Origin of the sequence: Streptomyces taklimakanensis, assembly GCF_009709575.1 — a bacterium.
In the GTDB taxonomy this organism is placed as follows: domain Bacteria; phylum Actinomycetota; class Actinomycetes; order Streptomycetales; family Streptomycetaceae; genus Streptomyces; species Streptomyces taklimakanensis.
Genome location: NZ_WIXO01000001.1, coordinates 4,318,864 through 4,336,999, shown reverse-complemented (window position 1 = coordinate 4,336,999; position 18,136 = coordinate 4,318,864). Strand labels below are relative to the sequence as shown.

Sequence of the window (18,136 nt, the reverse complement as noted above, 5' to 3'; positions counted from 1 at the left end):
CGCGGGACCTCGCCGACCTGGGGCGCTTGGGGCGGCCAACGCTGTGACCCGCGGCTCAGCCACCGACGGTTGTCAGCGTCGGCCGCCCTCGCCGGTACAGCTCGCTCCGGCCGGGACACGGCCCGGGTCACGGTGCCCGGCGCCCCACGCGCCCGGAACCGAGAACGGGAATGCTCGGCCTTCCTCGCGTCCGGTCCCACCCGAGCGCACCGTGCTCGCGCCGCGAGTTCGCGTACCTCCCGGTGAGGGCCCGGCGGAACTCAGACGGGGTCGTGCCGCTCCGCCGGGCGACGCCACCACTCCGTGGACTTGAAGCAGCCCATGAGCCAGTGCGCTTCCGCGAGATCGAGGATGACGTGGCCGATCGACGGGATCGGCTCGAAACGGAGCATCCACTCCTGGACGGGCACGGGCTCCCAGTCCAGGTCGTGGTGGAGCAGCGTCGCGTACGGCTCCCCCCGGCGCTGCCAGAAGACCATGGGTTCGGCGACCTCGTTCTCGAAGAACTTGACGATGTCGTTCGGGGCGAACTCGACGCCCGCCATGTCCGCCCACCTGCCGACCCCCTGGCGTTCCCGAGCCAGATAGTTCCGCATCTTCTGCACGAACGCGTCGAGACTCGCGTCCTCCAGTACCGACTCCCGGGGGACGACGATGGACTTCGCCGTCTTGCGCAGTGCCATGGCCCGACGGAGTTGACGGGTCGCGTTGGCCCAGAAGAGGCCGCCCCGCTCGGGGTCGTGGACCACGCAGAGCACGGGGAGACTGCCATCGCGCCAGTTGTCCCCGTGGTCGCCGACCGGGACACGGTGCCCCTTCCCGGTCCGGGTCGAGATCCCGCCCTTCACCTGCACGGCCACGGAGTCCTCCGTCCGCTGCCCGCTTCGGACGAAGGTGACGTGCAGGTCCTCGCCGTGGTCGTTGCCACCGTCGATCTCCTGCACGATGTGGCCGTGCCGCTCCAGCAACGCACGCACCTCGTTCACCGCCATGCGTCCGACACGCCGGCTCTCCGGCACCTTCGGCATCCAGCCCCTCCCTCACCGTGTGCGGGAATCAGGTTACGGCCGGCCAACGACACGCTGTCCGTCCCCGAGGACCGTGGCGGTGTGCGCCCCACGTGCCTCGCTTCGCCGCTGTGTCGGTCTCGGCCGGAACGCGGTCCGGACGCGTCCACCGGCTCCGGACGGCCGTGTACGGGACGGGGACGAGCGAGACGAACCAGACGGACCGCGCGGTTACCGCCCGCGGTCACCTCCGCGGGCGCACCCGGGCCCGGCGCGATGCGGCGCCGGGCCCGGGGAACGGGGGTGTCAGCCGGCGCCGACGAAGACGGTCAACAGCAGCCAGACCACGGGGGCGGTGGGCAGCAGGGAGTCCAGTCGGTCCATGATGCCGCCGTGGCCGGGCAGCAGGGTTCCCATGTCCTTGATGCCCAGGTCCCGCTTGATCATGGACTCACCCAGGTCGCCCAGGGTCGCGCTGGTGGCTGCCGCCAGCCCCAGCACCAGGCCCTGCCACCAGGCGCCGCCGTCGATGAGGAAGTGCGTGCACAACGCGCCCGCGACCATGGCGAACACCATCGCCCCCAGCAGTCCCTCGCGTGTCTTGCCGGGACTGATGCGCGGGGCGAGCTTGCGGCGGCCGAAGCGCCAGCCGACGGCGTAGGCCCCGGTGTCGCTGACGACGGTGAGCAACAGGAAGGTCAGCACCCGCTGCGGGCCGTCGGCGGCGGCGAGCATCATGGCCACGAAGGTGGCCAGGAAGGGGACGTAGAAGGCGGCGAAGACGCCCGCGGTGACGTCCCGTAGGTAGTTCCCCGGTTCTTCCGTCATCCGCCAGGCCAGGACGGCCAGGGCGGTGAGCGCCACCGCCACCCAGGCGCCCTCCGCGCCTCGGACGTATCCGGCGACGACCATGGCGGCGCCGCCCACGGCCAGGGGCACCAGCGGCACCCGGATCTGCTTGCGCTCGGCGAGGCGGGAGGTGAGCTCCCACAGTCCGACCACGACGGCGACCACTATCACGCCGACGAAGACGGGCTTGTAGACGAAGAGCGAGGCGAGGATGACGACGCCCAGCCCCACACCCACCCCTATGGCGGCGCGCAGGTCACGGCCGGCCCGCTTGCGGCTTTGGGACCGGCCGTGGGACGCGGGGCCGGCCGAGGCCGGGGACACGTCGGGGTCGGCCGGCGGTCCGGACGGACCACCGTCGGGGCGGGGGCCGTCGCCGGGCGGACGCCCGGCCGCCCGGCCGTCGCGATCGTCCTGGTCACCGCCGGGGGCGTCGGGCACGATGGGCATACGCCGAGTCTGCGACGCCTCGCCGTCCTCGCGCACGTAACCCGCCGAGACCGGAGCGGTCTCCGCGCGGAGCGGGGAGTGGGAGCCCTGGCCGGGAGGGCTCCAGTAACCGGGTCGGCCGGGGGGTCCGGCGCCCGGCGGCGCTCCCCAGGATGAGTCGTTCACGGAAATCGCAGCCTTAGGATCTCAGACCTCGAGCAGCTCGGCTTCCTTGTGCTTGAGCAGCTCGTCCACCTGCGTGACGTACTTGGCGGTGGTGTCGTCGAGCTCCTTCTCCGCGCGGCGGCCCTCGTCCTCGCCGATGTCACCGTCCTTGACGGCCTTGTCGATGGCCTCCTTGGCCTTGCGTCGGACGCTGCGGATGGAGATCTTGGCGTCCTCGGCCTTGCTCTTGGCGACCTTGATGTACTCCCGGCGGCGCTGCTCGGTCAGCTCCGGGAAGACGACACGGATGATGTTGCCGTCGTTGGAGGGGTTGACGCCGAGGTCGGAGTCGCGGATGGCCTGTTCGATGTTGCGCAGCGCGCTCTTGTCGAACGGGGTGACCACGGCCATGCGGGGCTCGGGCACCGAGAACGACGCGAGCTGGTTGATCGGGGTCATCGCGCCGTAGTAGTCGGCCACGATCTTGTTGAACATCGCCGGGTGCGCACGACCGGTGCGGATCGCGGCGAAGTCCTCCTTGGCGACGACGACCGCCTTCTCCATTTTCTCCTCGGCCTCGAGGAGGGTCTCTTCGATCACCACGTGCTCCTGGTTCGATGATTGAGCCGGAAAGCCCTGATTCCTGCACGGTGTCCGACCGGCAGGCTGTTGTCCATCCCCGTACCGTGCCCTTCGTGTGGCACGGAGTTGCCGTACCGGAGCCGTGTCTCCCGCTCCGGTACGGACGTCGTGTTCGTCTCCGGTGCCGGTGGTCAGCTCCGGGAGCCCTGGTCGCTCACCAGCGTGCCGATCTTCTCACCCCGGACCGCCCGCGCGATATTGCCCTCGGCGAGCAGTTCGAAGACGAGGATCGGCAGCTTGTTGTCGCGACAGAGGGTGATGGCGGTGGCGTCGGCGACCCGCAGGTCGCGGGCGATGACCTCGCCGTACTCCAGGGCGTCGAACTTCACCGCGTCGGGGTTGGTCGCCGGGTCGGAGTCGTAGACGCCGTCGACGCCGTTCTTGCCCATCAGCAGCGCCTCGGCGTCGATCTCCAGGGCGCGCTGGGCAGCGGTGGTGTCGGTGGAGAAGTACGGCATGCCCATGCCCGCGCCGAAGATGACCACGCGCCCCTTCTCCAGGTGACGCACGGCGCGCAGCGGGATGTACGGCTCGGCGACCTGGCCCATGGTGATGGCGGTCTGGACGCGCGAGTCGATGCCCTCCTTCTCCAGGAAGTCCTGGAGGGCGAGACAGTTCATGACCGTGCCGAGCATGCCCATGTAGTCCGAGCGGGCCCGGTCCATGCCGCGCTGCTGGAGCTCCGCGCCACGGAAGAAGTTGCCGCCGCCGATGACGACGGCGATCTCCGCCCCGTCGCGGACCACGGCGGCGATCTCACGGGCGACCTTGTGCACGACGTCGGGGTCGACTCCGAGCCCCCCGCCGCCGGCGAACGCCTCGCCGGAGAGTTTCAGCAGGAAGCGGCGGTGGCCGCGGTCCTTGTCGGAGGCTTTGTCTCCGGGGTCGATGCCCTGTTTCATGCGGATCTCCTCGTGCACATGCGTGAGGAGGCCATTGCCGATGGTTCCTCTTGGCCCCAGGTAGCGGCAATGGCCTCCTCGTCACAACTGCGGTCGTCCGGTCCGGGCGCGTCGTACACACCGTGCGCGACGACCGGGACGGGCCCCGTGGCCCGACCCTGACCGGGCGCGGCCGGTCCGCCGTGGAAGTACGGCGGTGCGGGTCAGGCGCCGACGCGGAAGCGGGCGAAGCGCTTCAGCGTGACACCGGCCTCGTCCAGCACCTTCTGGACGGACTTCTTGTTGTCCTTGGCGAAGGGCTGGTCCAGGAGGCAGTTCTCCTTGAAGAAGCCGTTCACGCGACCCTCGATGATCTTCGGCAGGGCCTGCTCGGGCTTGCCCTCCTCACGGGCGGTGGCCTCGGCGACGCGACGCTCGTTGGCGACGGTGTCGGCCGGGACGTCCTCGCGGGAGAGGAACTTCGGGGCGAACGCGGCGATGTGCTGCGCCACGTCCTTGGCGATCTCGGCGCTCTCCTGGTCCAGCTCGACCAGGACACCGACCTGCGGCGGCAGGTCCGGGCTGGTGCGGTGCATGTAGGCGGCCACGTAGCCGCCGGAGAACTGGGCGAAGCGGTCGAGGACGATCTTCTCGCCGAGGGTGGCGTTGGCCTCGTCCACGTACGCCTGGACCGTCTTGCCGGACTCGATCTCGGAGGCGAGCAGCGCCTCGGTGTCGGCCGGGGAGGTGGCGGCGATGTGGGCGGCGATGGCGTCGGCGACGGCGAGGAACTTCTCGCCCTTGGCGACGAAGTCGGTCTCGCACTTCAGCTCGACCAGCACGCCGGACGTGTTGTCGTCGGCGAGCAGGGAGACGACGGCGCCGTTCTCGGCGGTGCGGGACTCGCGCTTGGCGACGCCCTTCTGCCCCTTGACACGGAGGATCTCGACGGCCTTGTCGACGTTGCCCTCGGCCTCGTCCAGCGCCTTCTTGCAGTCCATCATGCCGGCGCCGGTGAGCTCACGGAGCTTCTTGACGTCGGCGGCGGTGTAGTTCGCCATGGTCGGTGAATCTCTTCCCGGAAAGTCGATGAGGATGGATCGATCCGCGGGTGTACGCCGGGGGCGGCGCTCACGGCACCGCCCCCGGCCGCACCGTCTGCGGCGTGGTCAGGCCTGCTCGGCCGGCTTCTCGTCCTCGGCGGGGGCGGTCTGCTCCGCGGCCTCGGCTGGGGCGGCCTGCTCCGCGGCCGGGGCCTCGGTCTCCTTGGCCTCGTCGGCCTTCTGGGCGTCACCCTCGAGCAGCTCGCGCTCCCACTCGGCGAGCGGCTCGCCGGCGGCCTTCTCGCCCTTGCCCTCGCCGGTGCCGCCGGAGCGGGCGATGAGCCCCTCGGCGACGGCGTCGGCGATCACACGGGTGAGCAGGGTGACGGAGCGGATCGCGTCGTCGTTGCCCGGGATCTTGTAGTCGACCTCGTCCGGGTCGCAGTTGGTGTCGAGGATGGCGACGACCGGGATGTTGAGCTTGCGCGCCTCACCGACGGCGATGTGCTCCTTCTTGGTGTCCACGATCCAGACGGCGCTGGGCACCTTCTGCATGTCGCGGATACCACCGAGCGTCTTCTCCAGCTTGGCCTTCTCGCGGGAGAGGACCAGCAGCTCCTTCTTGGTGAGACCGGAGGCGGCCACGTCCTCGAAGTCGATCTGCTCGAGTTCCTTCAGGCGCTGGAGGCGCTTGTGGACGGTGGAGAAGTTGGTCAGCATGCCGCCGAGCCAGCGCTGGTTGACGTAGGGCATGCCCACGCGCGTGGCCTGCTCGGCGATGGCCTCCTGGGCCTGCTTCTTGGTGCCGACGAACATGATGGAGCCGCCGTGGGCGACGGTCTCCTTGACGAACTCGTAGGCGCGGTCGATGTACGACAGCGACTGGAGCAGGTCGATGATGTAGATGCCGTTGCGCTCGGTGAAGATGAAGCGCTTCATCTTCGGGTTCCAACGGCGGGTCTGGTGCCCGAAGTGGACGCCGCTCTCCAGCAGCTCCCGCATCGTGACGACGGCCATGGCCGCATCTCCTTGGGATACTCGGTTGTCCGCGGCGGCCGGACGGCCACCGCTCCTGACGCCCCGACGCGCTGCCTGCGAAACCTGGGGGCCGAGGGCCGCCCGGCTTCGAGGACCGAGTGCGCGGCCGCCGCCGGGCGGCGGGGCGTGCGAAGTCGACCCGGTGACCCGGATCGCACCAGAAGTGTACGGGACCGGGGAACCGGTGGGCGACACGCACCGGGTGTCCGTGGGGGCGGTCGGCGTCGGGGGACGGAGGGTCCGGCGAGCGGGTGGAGTCCGGACAGTCCACCGGAACGGGTGACGGAGTTGTCCACAACCGGCCGGTAATCCACCGTTTCCCCTCGTTCCCTCCGCCCTCCTCCGGCTCCCACCACGCTGTGTCCGTGCGACGTCGACTCCGCGCGGCACTGCTGTGCTGCCTTCCGTTTCTTCTCCTTCTCGCCGGTGCCGCCCCCGCCCGTGCGGCCCCCGGGGACGATCCCCTCGGCGCCGACCGGGTCCGGCCGGTACCGGGCCGGGTCGAGCGCGGCTGGGCTCCGCCGCCCGAGCGGTGGGCGGCCGGCCACCGGGGCGTGGACTTGGCGGCCCGCCCCGGGGATCCGGTGCGGGCGGTGGCGGCGGGCCGGGTCTCGTTCGCCGGGACGGTGGCGGGACGCGGAGTGGTGTCGGTCGAGTTGACGGGGACGGGCGCGTCACCGCTGCGCACGACGTACGAGCCGGTCGAGGCGCGGGTGCGCGAGGGAGACCGGGTGCGGGCGGGGGACGTGGTGGGCGTGCTGGAGTCGGACGGCTTCCACTGCTCGGCGGGCTGTCTCCACTGGGGACTGCGCCGCGGTGAGACCTATCTGGATCCGCTGTCCCTGCTGGGACAGGGGCACTCCCGGCTGCTTCCGGTGCTGGGCGTACCGCTCCCGGAAGGTCCGCGGCGCGTGGGGAGCGGGGCCGCTGTCGCGGAACCGGTGCGGGCGTCGGCGACCGGCGGGGCCTCCTCCCGCAGGGCAGGGGGGACGGTCGCAGTGACCTTGGTGGTGGCCGCGTTCTGGGCGCACCGCCGCCACGTCCGCCCGCGTGGTGGTCCGCCTCCGTGGGACCGGCGGCCGGTGCGGGACGCGCCACGGCCCCTCCACGCGGACCTCCTCACGCGCCGCGGAGTCGGCGGAGCACGGCGGGCCCGGCCACGGCCGTCCGCAGAGGGGGCCCGGAAGGGCAGAATGGTGCGGGGAGGGGTCAGCCCCCGACGCCGTGGAGCGCCATCGACACCGCGGCCCTCGCGACCCGCTCCGGCTCCTCCGCGGCACCCAACTCGATCCGGCGGACCGCCGCGTCCACGATGCCCTGGAGGAGGGTGGCGGTCAGCCGTGGTTCCTCGTGGCCGAGGGCGGCGAGGGCGTCCACGACCATGGTGATCAGCCCGCCGTGGGCGGCGCGGATCTTCTCGCGGGCACCCGCGTCCAGCTCACCGGCGGAGATCGCGACGACGGCCCGGTGACGGCGGTCTCCGGCCAGGGCCAACTGTCGTCGCACATAGGCCTCGACCTTCGCCTCAGGAGTGTCGGCCTCCGCCATGGCGGTCTCCACCTCGGCCGCCCAGACGGGGAAGTCGACGGCGCACAGTTCCTCGACGACGGCCGCGCGGGAGCGGAAGTACTCGTAGACGGAGGAGCGCGCCAGCCCCGTGCGTTCGGCGAGGGCGGGGAAGGTCAGCGCTTCGGTACCGCCTTCGGAGAGCAGGGATCGTGCTGCCTCCAGCAGGGCGCCGCGCTGCATCGTCCGGTGCTCGGCCACGGAGGCCGCTCGAATCCTGGGCACGGGCCCCACTGTACGGACGGAGGTGTCGATTCAGCGACCGACGTCCGCGAGCTTGGCCCTCAGCTGCAGGACGGACTTGGTGTGGATCTGGCTGACCCGGCTCTCGGTGACCCCCAGCACCTGTCCGATCTCGGCGAGGGTGAGGCCCTCGTAGTAGTAGAGGGTCACCACGGTCTTCTCCCGTTCGGGCAGGGTGTTGACGGCACGGGCCAGCAACCGCCGCAGTTCACGGTCCTCGGCGATCTCGACGGGATTGTCGGCACCGGTGTCCTCCAGGGTCTCCATGAGGCTGAGGCGGTCGCCGCCCTCGCCACCGGCGTGGAGCACCTCCTCCAGCGCGACCATGTTGGCGAGCGGGAGCTGGCTGAAGATGCCGTGGAGTTCCTCCAGCGGGATCCCCATCTCGTCGGCCACCTCGGACTCCGAGGGGGTGCGCCGCAACGTCGCCTCCAAGGCGGCGTGGGCACGCTCGAACGCCCGGGCCTTCTGCCGGACGGAGCGGGGGATCCAGTCCAGGGCCCGCAGTTCGTCGATCATGGCTCCGCGGATGCGGGTGATGGCATAGGTCTCGAACTTGATCGAGCGGTCGGGATCGAACTTCTCGATGGCGTCGATCAGCCCGAACACTCCCGAGGAGACGAAGTCGGCCTGTTCCACGTTGGCGGGCAGGCCGACGCTGACGCGTCCGGCCACGTATTTGACCAGCGGCGAGTAGTGGAGGATCAACTGTTCCCGCAGTCGCTCGTCGCCCGTGCACTTGTACGTCCGCCACAGCTCGTCGAGTGATCTGGGCGGGGCAGGGCGCGCAGCGTCGTCGGCTGCGGTCGGTTCTGCCGTGGCCGTGCGGTCGGACCCGGAGATGTGGTGGGGCATACGTCGTCTTGAGCCGTTCTGCCGTGTTCTGTGCGCTGACGCCTGAGGGACCGTTGGGAACGGGGCCATGGGAGCGTAGCGTGACTGCCGGGTCGCTCAGAGCAATGTCCCGGTCGATCGAGTATCCGCAGATACGTTCCGCTGTCCGCGCTTCGGGGCCATCCCGGGCGCCGGGGCGGGGTGGGGCGGCGCCACTGTGCGGAACGAACCATTCAGCGGTCATGCTCTCACCCTTTCACTCGGCCGCCCTGGGTCAAGGATCCTCCTGTCACCTGTTGGGGTGTTGGTTCGCCGGGCGTGCCAACTGCCAGTGGTCACCATGCCGTTCGACGAAGCCGAGCGACCGCAGTTCCTGGAGGCGGGCGAGCGTGAGCTCCTCGGTGAGCGCCGCCGCGCGCGCCACCGCCGCCGCCGTGAGCGCGCCACGGGCCGGCAGCGCTTCCAGTGCGCGTGTCGTCTCCGGGGCCAGCAGGTCGAGTGGAAGTGTCGGCCCGCGCCGTTCGGGGGCGAGCTCGCCGATGGCACCGACGAGCTCGACGACCTCGTCGGCGTCGGTGACGACCAGGCCCTCACCACGCAGGAGCTGATGGACCCCGGCCGACAGGCCACTGGTGACCGGGCCCGGCACGCCCATGGTGAGCCGACCGAGGGCGAGCGCCCGCCGTGCCGTGACCAGGGAACCGCTGCGCAGCTCGGCCTCCACCACCACGGTTCCCCGGGTGAGGGCCGCGATCACACGGTTGCGCAGCACGAAGCGGCTGCGGGTGGGGTGGTCGCCCGGAGCCAGTTCGGCGACCAGGAGCCCCTCCTGCCCGATGCGCCGGATCAGGGTGCCGTTGCCCGGCGGGTAGGCGACGTCGACCCCGCAGGCCAGTACCGCGACGGTGGCTCCGCCGGCGGCGAGCGTGCCGTGGTGGGCGGCGCCGTCGACGCCGTAGGCAGCGCCGGAGACCACCGTCCAGCCGCGTGCGGCCAGGCCGGCGCCGAGGGACGACGCCACATGTGCCCCGTAGTCGGTGCAGGCCCGGGCCCCGACGACGGCGACCGAGCGCAGCGCCCACAGGCGCAGTGAGGCGCGGCCGAGTACCCACAGCCCGACGGGGCGGGCGTCGCCGAGATCCTCCAGTTGGCTCGGCCACTCGTTGTCCCCCGGGCAGACGAGGCGACCGCCGAGTCTGTCGACGGCCTCGAGGTCGGCTTCGGGCGTGAGGTCGCGGGCCCGTGCGCGCAGTCCGGCCCAGCGGGCCCGGGAGGCGCCGGGCAGTGGGTGATCGGACGCGAAGGCTCTGAGGGTCTCCGCGGCCCCGTAACGGTCGATCCATCTGTTCAACGCCTCGTCCCCGGGCTCCCCGACCCTGGTGAGGGCGGCTCGGGCGGCGCGCTCCTCGCCGTCGATCACCTCCGGCCTCCGGTGAGCGCCGCGCCGCGCCGCACTCCCGTGCGCAGCTCCAGGGCCCCGTCCACGTCGTCGGCGGTGGGCCGGTCGTGCCCGGCGAGGTCGGCCAAGGTCCAGGCGACCCTGAGGACCCTGTCCAGGCCACGTGCGGTGAGCAGCCCGCGTTCCATGTCCTCCTCGGCCCGACCCAGCGCTCCGGGCGCCACGGGCCAGCGGGTGCGCAGTTCGTGGCCGGGGACCTCGCTGTTGGTGTGCCAGGGGGAGTCGGTGTAGCGGGCGGCGGCGCGTTCCCGTGCGGTGTGTACGCGCGCCGCCACGGTGGCGGTGGACTCCCCGTGCGCGGCGGGGTCGACCAGCTCCGCGCGGGTGACGGGCTCGACGGTGACCCGGAGATCGACGCGGTCCATAAGGGGGCCGGAGAGGCGGGCGCGGTAGCGCCTGACGGCGGAGGGTCTGCACTCGCAGCCACCGGCCCGGGAGCCGTGCCGGCCGCAGGGGCAGGGGTTGGCGGCGAGGACGAGCAGGAAACGGGCGGGCATGCGCATCATGCCCTGCGCTCGTGCCACGGTGACCTGGCCGGACTCCAGGGGTTGGCGCAGCGCGTCCAGCACCCGTGCGCTGCACTCGGCCGCCTCGTCCAGGAAGAGCACGCCGTGGTGGGCCAGGGAGACGGCTCCGGGCCTGGGCAGACCGCTGCCGCCGCCGACGAGGGAGGCGGTGGTGGCCGAGTGGTGGGGCGCGCAGTAGGGCGGCCGCTCGACCAGGGGCCGGCCCGGCGGGAGGGTTCCGGCGACGGAGTGGACGGCGGTGACCTCCAGGGCCTCCTGGGGGGTGAGGGGAGGCAGCAGTCCGGGGAGTCGTTCGGCGAGCATGGTCTTGCCCGCTCCGGGCGGCCCCTTGAGGAAGAGGTGGTGCCGGCCCGCGGCGGCCACCTCCAGGGCCCTGCGGGCCGCGGCCTGGCCGGCGACCTCGGCGAGGTCCACGTGTCGTTCGCCGACGATCTTGGGGATGCCGGACCCGGTGCCCGGTACGGCGAGACCGGCGAGCATGGCGGCCGCGGGGCCTTCCCCGGTCGGCTCCTCCTCCGGCACGGGGGCATCGGTCAGAACGGCGACGAGTTGACGCAGGGAGCGGACCCCGAGCACGGACACCCCGGGGACGAGGGCCGCCTCGGAGGCCGTCTGCTCGGCGACGACGACATGGCGGTGCCCGGCCTCGGCAGCGGCCAGGACGGCGGGCAGGACGCCGCGCACGGGGCGTACACGGCCGTCGAGCCCGAGTTCGCCGATCATCACCAGATCGGTGAGCGCCCGTGGGTCGATCAGTTCGGCCGCGCCGAGCACCGCGCAGGCCACGGCCAGGTCGAATCCACTGCCGCTCTTGGGGACCGAGGCGGGGCTGAGCCCCACGGTGAGTTTCCGCTGGGGCCAGTCGATGCCCGAGTTGACGACGGCGGCCCTGACCCGGTCACGGCTCTCGACGAGGCTCTTGTCGGGCAGGCCGACCAGGGTGAAGGTCGCCAGACCGGGTTCGAGGTCGGCCTGGACCTCGACCACCACGCCGTCGACGCCGACGAGGGCGACCGAGCAGGTGCGGGCGAACCCCATGTCAGGCCACCCCCCTCAGGTGCTGCACCTGCGGAGCGCCGCGTTCGGGCAGGACGACGCCGACGAGGTCGATGCGCACGCCACCGGTCGGCGGGCGGCCGTACCGGGTGAGCCACCGCTGGGTGAGCCAGTGGGAGGCGAGCCTGCGCAACCGTGCCGCCCTGTTCGGACCGATGGCGGCCGTCGGGTGTCCGTAGGGGCCCGTCCTACGGGTCTTGACCTCACAGACGACCAGCGCGTCGGCGTCCCGGGCGACGATGTCGATCTCTCCGTCCCGACACCGCCAGTTGCGGTCGAGGACGGCCATGCCCGACTCGCGCAGCCGCCGGGCCGCCAGGTCCTCGCCGTAGCGTCCGAGCGCGTTGTTGCCGTGGCGGCCCTTGGTCCCTCGGTTGCCGCTTCCGCTGCCGTTGTTGCCGTTCATCGGCACCACCTCCGCCGCCGACTGTGGCGGAGGCGGGGGCGGTCGGGCGGACCATGGGCCGTTTCGGTGGATTACCCGCCGGTTGTGGACAACGCGCCCACCCTCGCGGGTGAGGCCCGTGGACCGGTGTGGACGCGTCGAGCGGCCGCGGAGTCCGGCGCGGGAACGGACTCACCGCTTGAAGCCGGTGTCCTCGGGCAGGTCGAGGTCGCTCTTGTTGAGTTCCTCGATGTTGACGTCCTTGAAGGTGAGCACCCTGACCTGCTTGACGAAGCGGGCCGGTCGGTACATGTCCCACACCCAGGCGTCGGCCATGGTGACCTCGAAGAAGACCTCGCCCTGGACCGAGTGCACCTGCATCTCGTAGTCGTTGGTGAGGTAGAACCGCCGTTCGGTCTCGATCACGTACCGGAACAGCCCGACGACGTCCCGGTACTCCCGGTAGAGCTTCAGCTCCATCTCGGTCTCGTACTTCTCGAGGTCCTCGGCGCTCATGGCATGTTCCCCTTCAGCCGTGCGTCTCCCCATTGTGCGCCGGCCGGACCCGCTTCCCGCGGACCGAGGCGATCGCCCCCTGCGCGGCGCCACCGAGGACCAGGGCGGCACCGACGACGGTCGCGAGCAGGGCGGGCCGCAGCGGGCCGGGCCGGGAGACCCCTCCGGGCAGCTCCGCGAAGCCCTGGGGACGTTCGACCGTGCCCGCGCTGCCCGGCGGCCAGACGACGGCGTCGATCCGGCCGGTCACCGCGTCGCGGTCGACGGATCCGTTGCCGGCGTCCTCCAGATGTGTGCGGGAGTCCAGTGAAGAGGCACGGTGGTCGCCGAGGAGGAAGAGCTTCCCCTCGGGGACGGTCGCCTCGAAGGCGGAGAAGGGAGCGTGTTCCCCCTCTTTCAGGTACGGCTCCTCCACCGGTGTGCCGTTGATGGTCAGCCTGTTGTCCCGGTCGCAGCACTCGACGGTGTCGCCGCCGACGCCGACGACCCGCTTGGCCATCGGTATGTCGCCCCACAGCGGATCCAGGAAGACCACCACGTCACCGCGTCTGACCTCGTCGCCGTCGATGCGCTCGGCCAGGACGCGGTCCCCCGCGTTCACGGTGGGCGCCATGGAGTCGGTGGGCACGGCGTAGGGCCGGTAGAACAGGGCCGCCCAGCCGAAGCCGCCGAGGAAGAGGACGCAGCCGACCGCGACGGCCAGCGAGGACAGGACGTGGCCCGGACCTCCGCCACGGCCTCCGGGACGTTCCGCTCTGCTCACTGGGCGCTCCCGGGGCCTGGTCCACCGACGGTCTGGCCGCACCCTACCCCCGGGTGCGCGCGCCGGTCAGCCCTCGGCCCGCTCCTCGCCCGGCTTCCCGTGGGCGCGGGCCTCGACCCGGGCCGTCAGGCGCCGGCGACGCCACAGCACCAACGGCAGCGCGCCCGCTGCGCCCAACACCGCCGGAGCGGCGGCCAGGCCCTGCTCGGCGAAGGTGTCCGGCACGGGGAGGGTGTCCCAGCGGTCGATCGGCCACGCCTTGACGACGGCTCGTCCGACGACCTGGTCCACGGGGACGGTGCCCCGTCCCTCGAGGTCCTGGTGGAAACGGGAGTCCAGGGAGTTCTGGCGGTTGTCGCCCATCACCCAGATCCGCCCCTCGGGGACCTTCACCGGTCCGAAGCCCTCGGGACCGCAGGGGGTGCTTCCGGGAAAGATGTAGGACCGCTCGTCCAGTGCCTTGCCGTTGACCGTGACGGGACCGCTCCCCTCGCAGGCCACGGTGTCACCGCCGACCGCGATGACCCGCTTGATCAGGTCCTGGTCCTCGGCCGAGGGCATCAGTCCGATGAAGCTCATGAAGCCCTGGAAGACCCCGGTGAGGCCGCCGGGGTCGCTCTGCGCGCTCTCGTTCAGCCAGCCGCCCGGATCGTGGAAGACGACGACCTCGCCCCGTTCGGGCTCGGAGCCGAACCAGGGGGTCAGCTTGTCCACCAGGACCCTGTCGCCCCGCTGGAGGGTGTTCTGCATCGAGTCGGAGGGGATGGAGAACGCCTGGAGCAGGAACGTCTTGATCAGCAGCGCCAGGAGCAGCGCGACGCCGATCAGGATGGGAAGTTCCTTGAGGAAGGAGCGCTGTTTCTTCTCCGTCACACTCTCTCCGTCGTCCGGGTCCGTGTCGTCCGACCCCTGGCCCTCCGGCCGTGCGGCCGGCCGGTCATCGCGCTCCGCGCCCTCCTTCTCGGCTCGCCTGTCCGGCTCGTCCGCGTCGGAGCGCGCTCCGGCCGCCACGTCCCCCACATCCACTCCTCACACTGCTCGCACTGCTCGTACCGCGCCGTCGTCCGCGCCTCAGTCGGTGCGGACCGACGCCCACCACTCCCATAACGATCGGGAGTTCCGCAGGAATCGGGACCCGCGCCATCTCATTGTCGCCGCCCGCCGCCGCGGAGGTGGACCCGCCGCGCGGGTCCGGTACGGAGGCGTAGGTCCCGGGTTCCTCCAGTCGCCGCCAGTGGGAGTACGGCCAGGCGATCACCACGGCCTTGCCCACCACGAGATCCTCCGGGACGGTCCCCTTCCCCGGCTCGTCCAGGTGATAACGGGAGTCGGCGGAGTTGGCGCGGTGGTCGCCCATGACGAAGATGCGGTTCTCCGGCACCTCCACCTCGAAGGGCATCCCCGAGGGCGCGTTCCCGGGGTGGAGGTAGGGCTCGTCGAGCGGTGTGCCGTTGACGGTGACCCTGCCGTCCGCGTCGCAGCACTTGACGGTGTCGCCGCCCACGCCGATGACCCGCTTGATCAGGTCCTGTTCGTCGTCCGAGGGCAACAGCCCGATGAACGTCAGGAACTGCCGGGCCTGTTTGATCCCGACGGGGTCGTCGCGCTCGGGTTCCTCCTGGGGCGGCAGCCAGCCTCCGGGATCCTTGAAGACGACCACGTCGCCGCGTTCGGGGCGGGCGCCGAACCAGGGGGTCAACTTGTCGACCAGGACCCGGTCGTCGATCCGGATGGTCTGTTCCATGGAACCGGAGGGGATGACGAACGCCTGGACCAGGAACGTCTTGAGCACCAGGGCGATGAGCAGCGCCACACCCACCAGGACGGGGATCTCCTTGGTCATCGACAGCCGTCGACGCCGTCGCATCCGCTTGGCCGCGCGCCGCCGGTCGGCCCGCCCTTCCCCGGGGCCGCGCAGGGTCGCCCCGGTCTCCCCCGCCGCGGCGGGGAGCTCCTCGGCCCTTTGCCGGTCCCTGGGTCGTCCGCGCCTACCCATGCCGGTCCCGCGGCGAGCTCCAACGGCCGGCCGGCCAGACGATCCAGTCGACCCGACCGACGACACGATCCACCGGGACGGTGCCTCCGCCGGGGGAGCCGAGGTGGTCGCGCGAGTCGCTCGACCGGGAACGGTGGTCGCCCATCACCCACAGCCGTCCCTCGGGAACCTCGATGTCGAAGGGCACGGCCGAGGGGCGGTCGCCGGGGTGCAGGTACGCCTCGTCCGCGGGCTCGCCGTTCACCTCGATCCTCCCCCGCTCGTCGCAGCACGTCACCCGGTCCCCGCCGACCCCGACGACCCGCTTGACGTAGTCGGAACCGTCCGACCGCACCGGGTCGAACGAACCGGCGCCGTCGAACACGACAACGTCCCCGCGGGCCGGAAGGTTGCCGAAGCGGTACGCCAACTTGTTCACCAGGACTCGGTCCCCGACCTCGAGGGTGTTGGCCATCGAGTCGCTCGGGATGCGGAAGGGCTGTGCCACGAACATGTGGACCAGCAGGAGCACCCCGATGGTTCCGGCCACCGCCAACGCCGTACGACGCACGGAGCGCGACCGGCGACCCCGCCCCCGGTCGGGGTGCGGGGAGCGGTCGCGCTCCGTGGGAGGTGTGTGCCGTCCGTCGGTGTCCATCGAGCCGAGAGCCTAACCCGGCGACGACGATCTTCGGGGGGACGGCGGCGCGGCGCCCTCGACCGCGCGGCCGGTACGTGCCCGTGTGTGCCGTATCCGTCCGCCCGGGGCGCGCCGCGGGCGCGGTCAGTTCTCGCGCTTCTCCTTGATCTTCGCGGCCTTGCCGCGCAGCTCGCGCAGGTAGTACAGCTTGGCGCGGCGGACGTCACCGCGGGTGACGACCTCGATCTTCTCGACGACCGGCGTGTGCACCGGGAAGGTGCGCTCCACGCCGACGCTGAAGCTGACCTTGCGGACGGTGAAGGTCTCGCGGACGCCCGAACCCTGGCGACGGATGACGACGCCCTTGAACTGCTGCACGCGGGAGCGGTTGCCCTCGATGACGCGGACGTGGACGTTGACGGTGTCGCCGGGGCGGAACTTGGGGATGTCGGTGCGCAGCGAGGCGGCGTCGACGCTGTCGAGCAGGTGCATGTCGGTCTGCTTCCTCGCCGATGCCACAGGTCATCGGCGGAACGGTTCGTCTGGAATGTTCGGAAGGCCACCGTGCCGACGGCGTCGGTCCCCCTGTGGCAGGGTCGCGCGTCGGGCGTGAGGCAGCGGCCTATTCTTCCACGTCCGAGGCGGTGCGCCCAAATCGGCCGTCGTCGCCCTCGGTCCAGCCGAGTTCGGCCAGCAGCACGCGGTCCTGGGCGTCCAGCGCCGCGGGGTCGCAGCGCTCGATGAGGTCGGGGCGGTACCGCGCGGTGCGGTGGAGCGCCTGGTCGCGGCGCCAGCGGGCGATCCGTCCGTGGTGGCCGCTGAGCAGCACCTCGGGGATGCCGCGGCCGCGCCACACCGGGGGCTTGGTGTAGACGGGGCCTTCGAGGAGGTCGGCCATGGCGCCGGGAGCGAAGGAGTCGTCCCGGTGGGACTCGGCGTTGCCCAGGACGCCGGGCAGCAGTCGGGCGACGGCCTCCACCATGACCAGTACGGGTGCCTCGCCGCCGGCCAGGACGTAGTCGCCGATGGACAACTCGCGCACCCTCAGGCGCTCGCCGTACTCCTCGATCACGCGACGGTCGATGCCCTCGTAGCGGGCGGGGGTGAAGACCAGCCAGGGCTCGGCCGCCAGCTCGACGGCCGTCGTCTGGGTGAAGGGGCTTCCGCTGGGGGTGGGGACGACGACGACCGGCCCGTGCTCGCTCCCGCCGCGGCTCCCGTCCTCGGTGTCGCTCCCCTCCCCGGGGCCGCCGGAGGCGACGATCGCGTCCAACGCCTCGCCCCACGGCTCGGGTTTCATCACCATGCCGGGGCCGCCCCCGTAGGGGGTGTCGTCGACGGTGTTGTGCCGGTCGTGCGTCCACTGCCGCAGGTCGTGGACGCGCACGTCCAGGAGGCCGCGGGCGCGGGCCTTGCCGACGAGGGAGACGTTCAGCGGCTCCAGGTACTCGGGGAAGATCGTGACGATGTCGAGCCGCATCAGCGGGCTCCTTCCCCACGCCGATCGCCGTCCCCGCCACCCTGCCCCTCGTCACCACCGCCGCCACCACCGCCGCCACCGCCGTCGCCCGACCGGGAACCGGCGACGACCGCACGGTCGTCGAGGAGCCCGGGGGGCGGGTCGACCACCGCCCGCTGCGCCTCCAGGTCGACCTCGGGCACGATCTCGGCGACGAAGGGGATCAACACCTCACCCCCGTCGACCCTCCGCACCACGAGCAGGTCCTGGTACGGCAGATGGGCGATCTCCTCGACCCGACCGACGGCCGTACCGTCGCGGGTGACGACGTCGAGGTCGACCAGTTGGTGGTCGTAGTACTCGTCGGGGTCCTCAGGGGCCTCGTCCGGATCGACCTCGGCGATCAGGAGGGTGTTCCGCAGCGCCTCGGCGGCGGTGCGGTCGCGCACGCCCTCGAAGCGCAGCAGCAGCCGCCCGCTGTGGACGCGGCCGGCGGCGATGGTCAGCGGGCCGACGGAGGCGGGGTCGGTGGCCAGGACCGCGCCGGGGGCGAGCCGCACCTCGGGCTCGTCGGTGCGCACTTCCACCGTGACCTCGCCCTTGATGCCGTGGGCGCGGCCGATGCGTGCGACTACCAGCTGCACTGCTCGTCACTCCAG

General features: G+C 71.8%; 19 protein-coding genes and 1 pseudogene. 1 reads left to right on the top strand and 19 read right to left on the bottom strand.

Features of this window, described 5'->3' with window-relative positions; genetic code table 11:
- Nucleotides 1–260: 260 nt before the first annotated feature.
- The 6 genes from F0L17_RS19325 to rpsB form a co-directional block, all read right to left on the bottom strand.
- Nucleotides 261–1,028 (bottom strand): DUF4365 domain-containing protein, encoded by a 768-nt coding sequence (locus tag F0L17_RS19325; RefSeq protein WP_238419441.1) that lies wholly within the window; start codon nucleotides 1,026–1,028, stop codon nucleotides 261–263.
- Nucleotides 1,029–1,313: 285 nt separating this feature from the next.
- Nucleotides 1,314–2,471, bottom strand: coding sequence for a phosphatidate cytidylyltransferase (locus tag F0L17_RS19320; protein ID WP_162466430.1), 1,158 nt, complete (start codon nucleotides 2,469–2,471; stop codon nucleotides 1,314–1,316).
- 21 nt (nucleotides 2,472–2,492) lie between these two features.
- Complete coding sequence (gene frr / locus F0L17_RS19315) at nucleotides 2,493–3,050, bottom strand: ribosome recycling factor (protein WP_162466429.1); 558 nt, start codon at nucleotides 3,048–3,050, stop codon at nucleotides 2,493–2,495.
- A 173-nt stretch (nucleotides 3,051–3,223) separates the two neighbouring features.
- Nucleotides 3,224–3,994, bottom strand: coding sequence for a UMP kinase (gene pyrH, locus F0L17_RS19310; protein WP_155072044.1), 771 nt, complete (start codon nucleotides 3,992–3,994; stop codon nucleotides 3,224–3,226).
- A 203-nt stretch (nucleotides 3,995–4,197) separates the two neighbouring features.
- Complete coding sequence (gene tsf, locus F0L17_RS19305) at nucleotides 4,198–5,034, bottom strand: translation elongation factor Ts (RefSeq protein WP_155072043.1); 837 nt, start codon at nucleotides 5,032–5,034, stop codon at nucleotides 4,198–4,200.
- Between the two features lie 108 nt (nucleotides 5,035–5,142).
- Complete coding sequence (gene rpsB / locus F0L17_RS19300; protein WP_155072042.1) at nucleotides 5,143–6,033, bottom strand: 30S ribosomal protein S2; 891 nt, start codon at nucleotides 6,031–6,033, stop codon at nucleotides 5,143–5,145.
- A 272-nt stretch (nucleotides 6,034–6,305) separates the two neighbouring features.
- On the opposite strand from rpsB, the pseudogene F0L17_RS19295 reads away from it, so the two are divergent.
- Nucleotides 6,306–6,878, top strand: a pseudogene (locus F0L17_RS19295) (murein hydrolase activator EnvC family protein); the annotation flags it as partial.
- A gap of 385 nt (nucleotides 6,879–7,263) precedes the next feature.
- Here the strand turns inward: F0L17_RS19295 and F0L17_RS19290 are convergent.
- The 13 genes from F0L17_RS19290 to rimM form a co-directional block, all read right to left on the bottom strand.
- Nucleotides 7,264–7,803, bottom strand: a complete 540-nt coding sequence (locus F0L17_RS19290) for a TetR/AcrR family transcriptional regulator (RefSeq protein WP_155073875.1) — start codon at nucleotides 7,801–7,803, stop codon at nucleotides 7,264–7,266.
- 72 nt (nucleotides 7,804–7,875) lie between these two features.
- Entirely contained in the window at nucleotides 7,876–8,718 is an 843-nt protein-coding gene (gene whiG, locus F0L17_RS19285; RefSeq protein WP_155072041.1) for an RNA polymerase sigma factor WhiG, read from the bottom strand.
- A gap of 268 nt (nucleotides 8,719–8,986) precedes the next feature.
- Complete coding sequence (dprA, locus tag F0L17_RS19280) at nucleotides 8,987–10,117, bottom strand: DNA-processing protein DprA (protein ID WP_162466428.1); 1,131 nt, start codon at nucleotides 10,115–10,117, stop codon at nucleotides 8,987–8,989.
- The gene (locus F0L17_RS19275) at nucleotides 10,114–11,721 is read right to left on the bottom strand and encodes a YifB family Mg chelatase-like AAA ATPase (RefSeq protein ID WP_155072040.1); all 1,608 of its coding nucleotides are present in this window, start codon (nucleotides 11,719–11,721) and stop codon (nucleotides 10,114–10,116) included. Before F0L17_RS19275 ends, dprA begins: the two co-directional genes overlap by 4 nt.
- 1 nt (nucleotide 11,722) lies before the next feature.
- Nucleotides 11,723–12,145, bottom strand: a complete 423-nt coding sequence (locus tag F0L17_RS19270; protein WP_155072039.1) for a YraN family protein — start codon at nucleotides 12,143–12,145, stop codon at nucleotides 11,723–11,725.
- 171 nt (nucleotides 12,146–12,316) lie between these two features.
- Entirely contained in the window at nucleotides 12,317–12,640 is a 324-nt protein-coding gene (locus F0L17_RS19265) for a DUF2469 domain-containing protein (protein WP_155072038.1), read from the bottom strand.
- 13 nt (nucleotides 12,641–12,653) lie between these two features.
- Nucleotides 12,654–13,403: a signal peptidase I gene (lepB, locus tag F0L17_RS19260; RefSeq protein WP_162466427.1), complete on the bottom strand. Its 750-nt coding sequence runs from the start codon at nucleotides 13,401–13,403 to the stop codon at nucleotides 12,654–12,656.
- Nucleotides 13,404–13,469: 66 nt separating this feature from the next.
- Nucleotides 13,470–14,414 carry a signal peptidase I gene (gene lepB, locus F0L17_RS19255; protein ID WP_162466860.1) on the bottom strand — a complete coding sequence of 315 codons (945 nt, stop codon included), beginning with the start codon at nucleotides 14,412–14,414 and terminating at the stop codon, nucleotides 13,470–13,472.
- Complete coding sequence (gene lepB, locus F0L17_RS19250) at nucleotides 14,341–15,399, bottom strand: signal peptidase I (RefSeq protein ID WP_155072037.1); 1,059 nt, start codon at nucleotides 15,397–15,399, stop codon at nucleotides 14,341–14,343. The genes lepB (F0L17_RS19255) and lepB (F0L17_RS19250) overlap by 74 nt, the downstream gene beginning before the upstream one ends.
- Nucleotides 15,392–16,036: a signal peptidase I gene (gene lepB / locus F0L17_RS19245; protein ID WP_155072036.1), complete on the bottom strand. Its 645-nt coding sequence runs from the start codon at nucleotides 16,034–16,036 to the stop codon at nucleotides 15,392–15,394. Before lepB (F0L17_RS19245) ends, lepB (F0L17_RS19250) begins: the two co-directional genes overlap by 8 nt.
- Nucleotides 16,037–16,162: 126 nt before the next feature.
- Entirely contained in the window at nucleotides 16,163–16,510 is a 348-nt protein-coding gene (gene rplS, locus F0L17_RS19240) for a 50S ribosomal protein L19 (RefSeq protein WP_155072035.1), read from the bottom strand.
- A 130-nt stretch (nucleotides 16,511–16,640) separates the two neighbouring features.
- Nucleotides 16,641–17,498, bottom strand: a complete 858-nt coding sequence (gene trmD / locus F0L17_RS19235) for a tRNA (guanosine(37)-N1)-methyltransferase TrmD (RefSeq protein ID WP_155072034.1) — start codon at nucleotides 17,496–17,498, stop codon at nucleotides 16,641–16,643.
- Entirely contained in the window at nucleotides 17,498–18,121 is a 624-nt protein-coding gene (gene rimM, locus F0L17_RS19230) for a ribosome maturation factor RimM (protein WP_162466426.1), read from the bottom strand. Before rimM ends, trmD begins: the two co-directional genes overlap by 1 nt.
- Nucleotides 18,122–18,136: the final 15 nt, after the last annotated feature.

Excerpts from the sequence above, each read along its gene's own strand:
- pyrH (WP_155072044.1), bottom strand. The coding sequence starts at position 3,994 with ATGAAACAGGGCATCGACCCCGGAGACAAAGCCTCCGACAAGGACCGC.
- lepB (WP_155072037.1), bottom strand. The coding sequence starts at position 15,399 with ATGGGTAGGCGCGGACGACCCAGGGACCGGCAAAGGGCCGAGGAGCTC.
- F0L17_RS19290 (WP_155073875.1), bottom strand. The coding sequence starts at position 7,803 with ATGCAGCGCGGCGCCCTGCTGGAGGCAGCACGATCCCTGCTCTCCGAA.
- rpsB (WP_155072042.1), bottom strand. The coding sequence starts at position 6,033 with ATGGCCGTCGTCACGATGCGGGAGCTGCTGGAGAGCGGCGTCCACTTC.
- lepB (WP_155072036.1), bottom strand. The coding sequence starts at position 16,036 with ATGGACACCGACGGACGGCACACACCTCCCACGGAGCGCGACCGCTCC.
- F0L17_RS19270 (WP_155072039.1), bottom strand. The coding sequence starts at position 12,145 with ATGAACGGCAACAACGGCAGCGGAAGCGGCAACCGAGGGACCAAGGGC.
- F0L17_RS19265 (WP_155072038.1), bottom strand. The coding sequence starts at position 12,640 with ATGAGCGCCGAGGACCTCGAGAAGTACGAGACCGAGATGGAGCTGAAG.
- tsf (WP_155072043.1), bottom strand. The coding sequence starts at position 5,034 with ATGGCGAACTACACCGCCGCCGACGTCAAGAAGCTCCGTGAGCTCACC.
- rplS (WP_155072035.1), bottom strand. The coding sequence starts at position 16,510 with ATGCACCTGCTCGACAGCGTCGACGCCGCCTCGCTGCGCACCGACATC.
- F0L17_RS19275 (WP_155072040.1), bottom strand. The coding sequence starts at position 11,721 with ATGGGGTTCGCCCGCACCTGCTCGGTCGCCCTCGTCGGCGTCGACGGC.
- whiG (WP_155072041.1), bottom strand. The coding sequence starts at position 8,718 with ATGCCCCACCACATCTCCGGGTCCGACCGCACGGCCACGGCAGAACCG.
- F0L17_RS19325 (WP_238419441.1), bottom strand. The coding sequence starts at position 1,028 with ATGCCGAAGGTGCCGGAGAGCCGGCGTGTCGGACGCATGGCGGTGAAC.
- trmD (WP_155072034.1), bottom strand. The coding sequence starts at position 17,498 with ATGCGGCTCGACATCGTCACGATCTTCCCCGAGTACCTGGAGCCGCTG.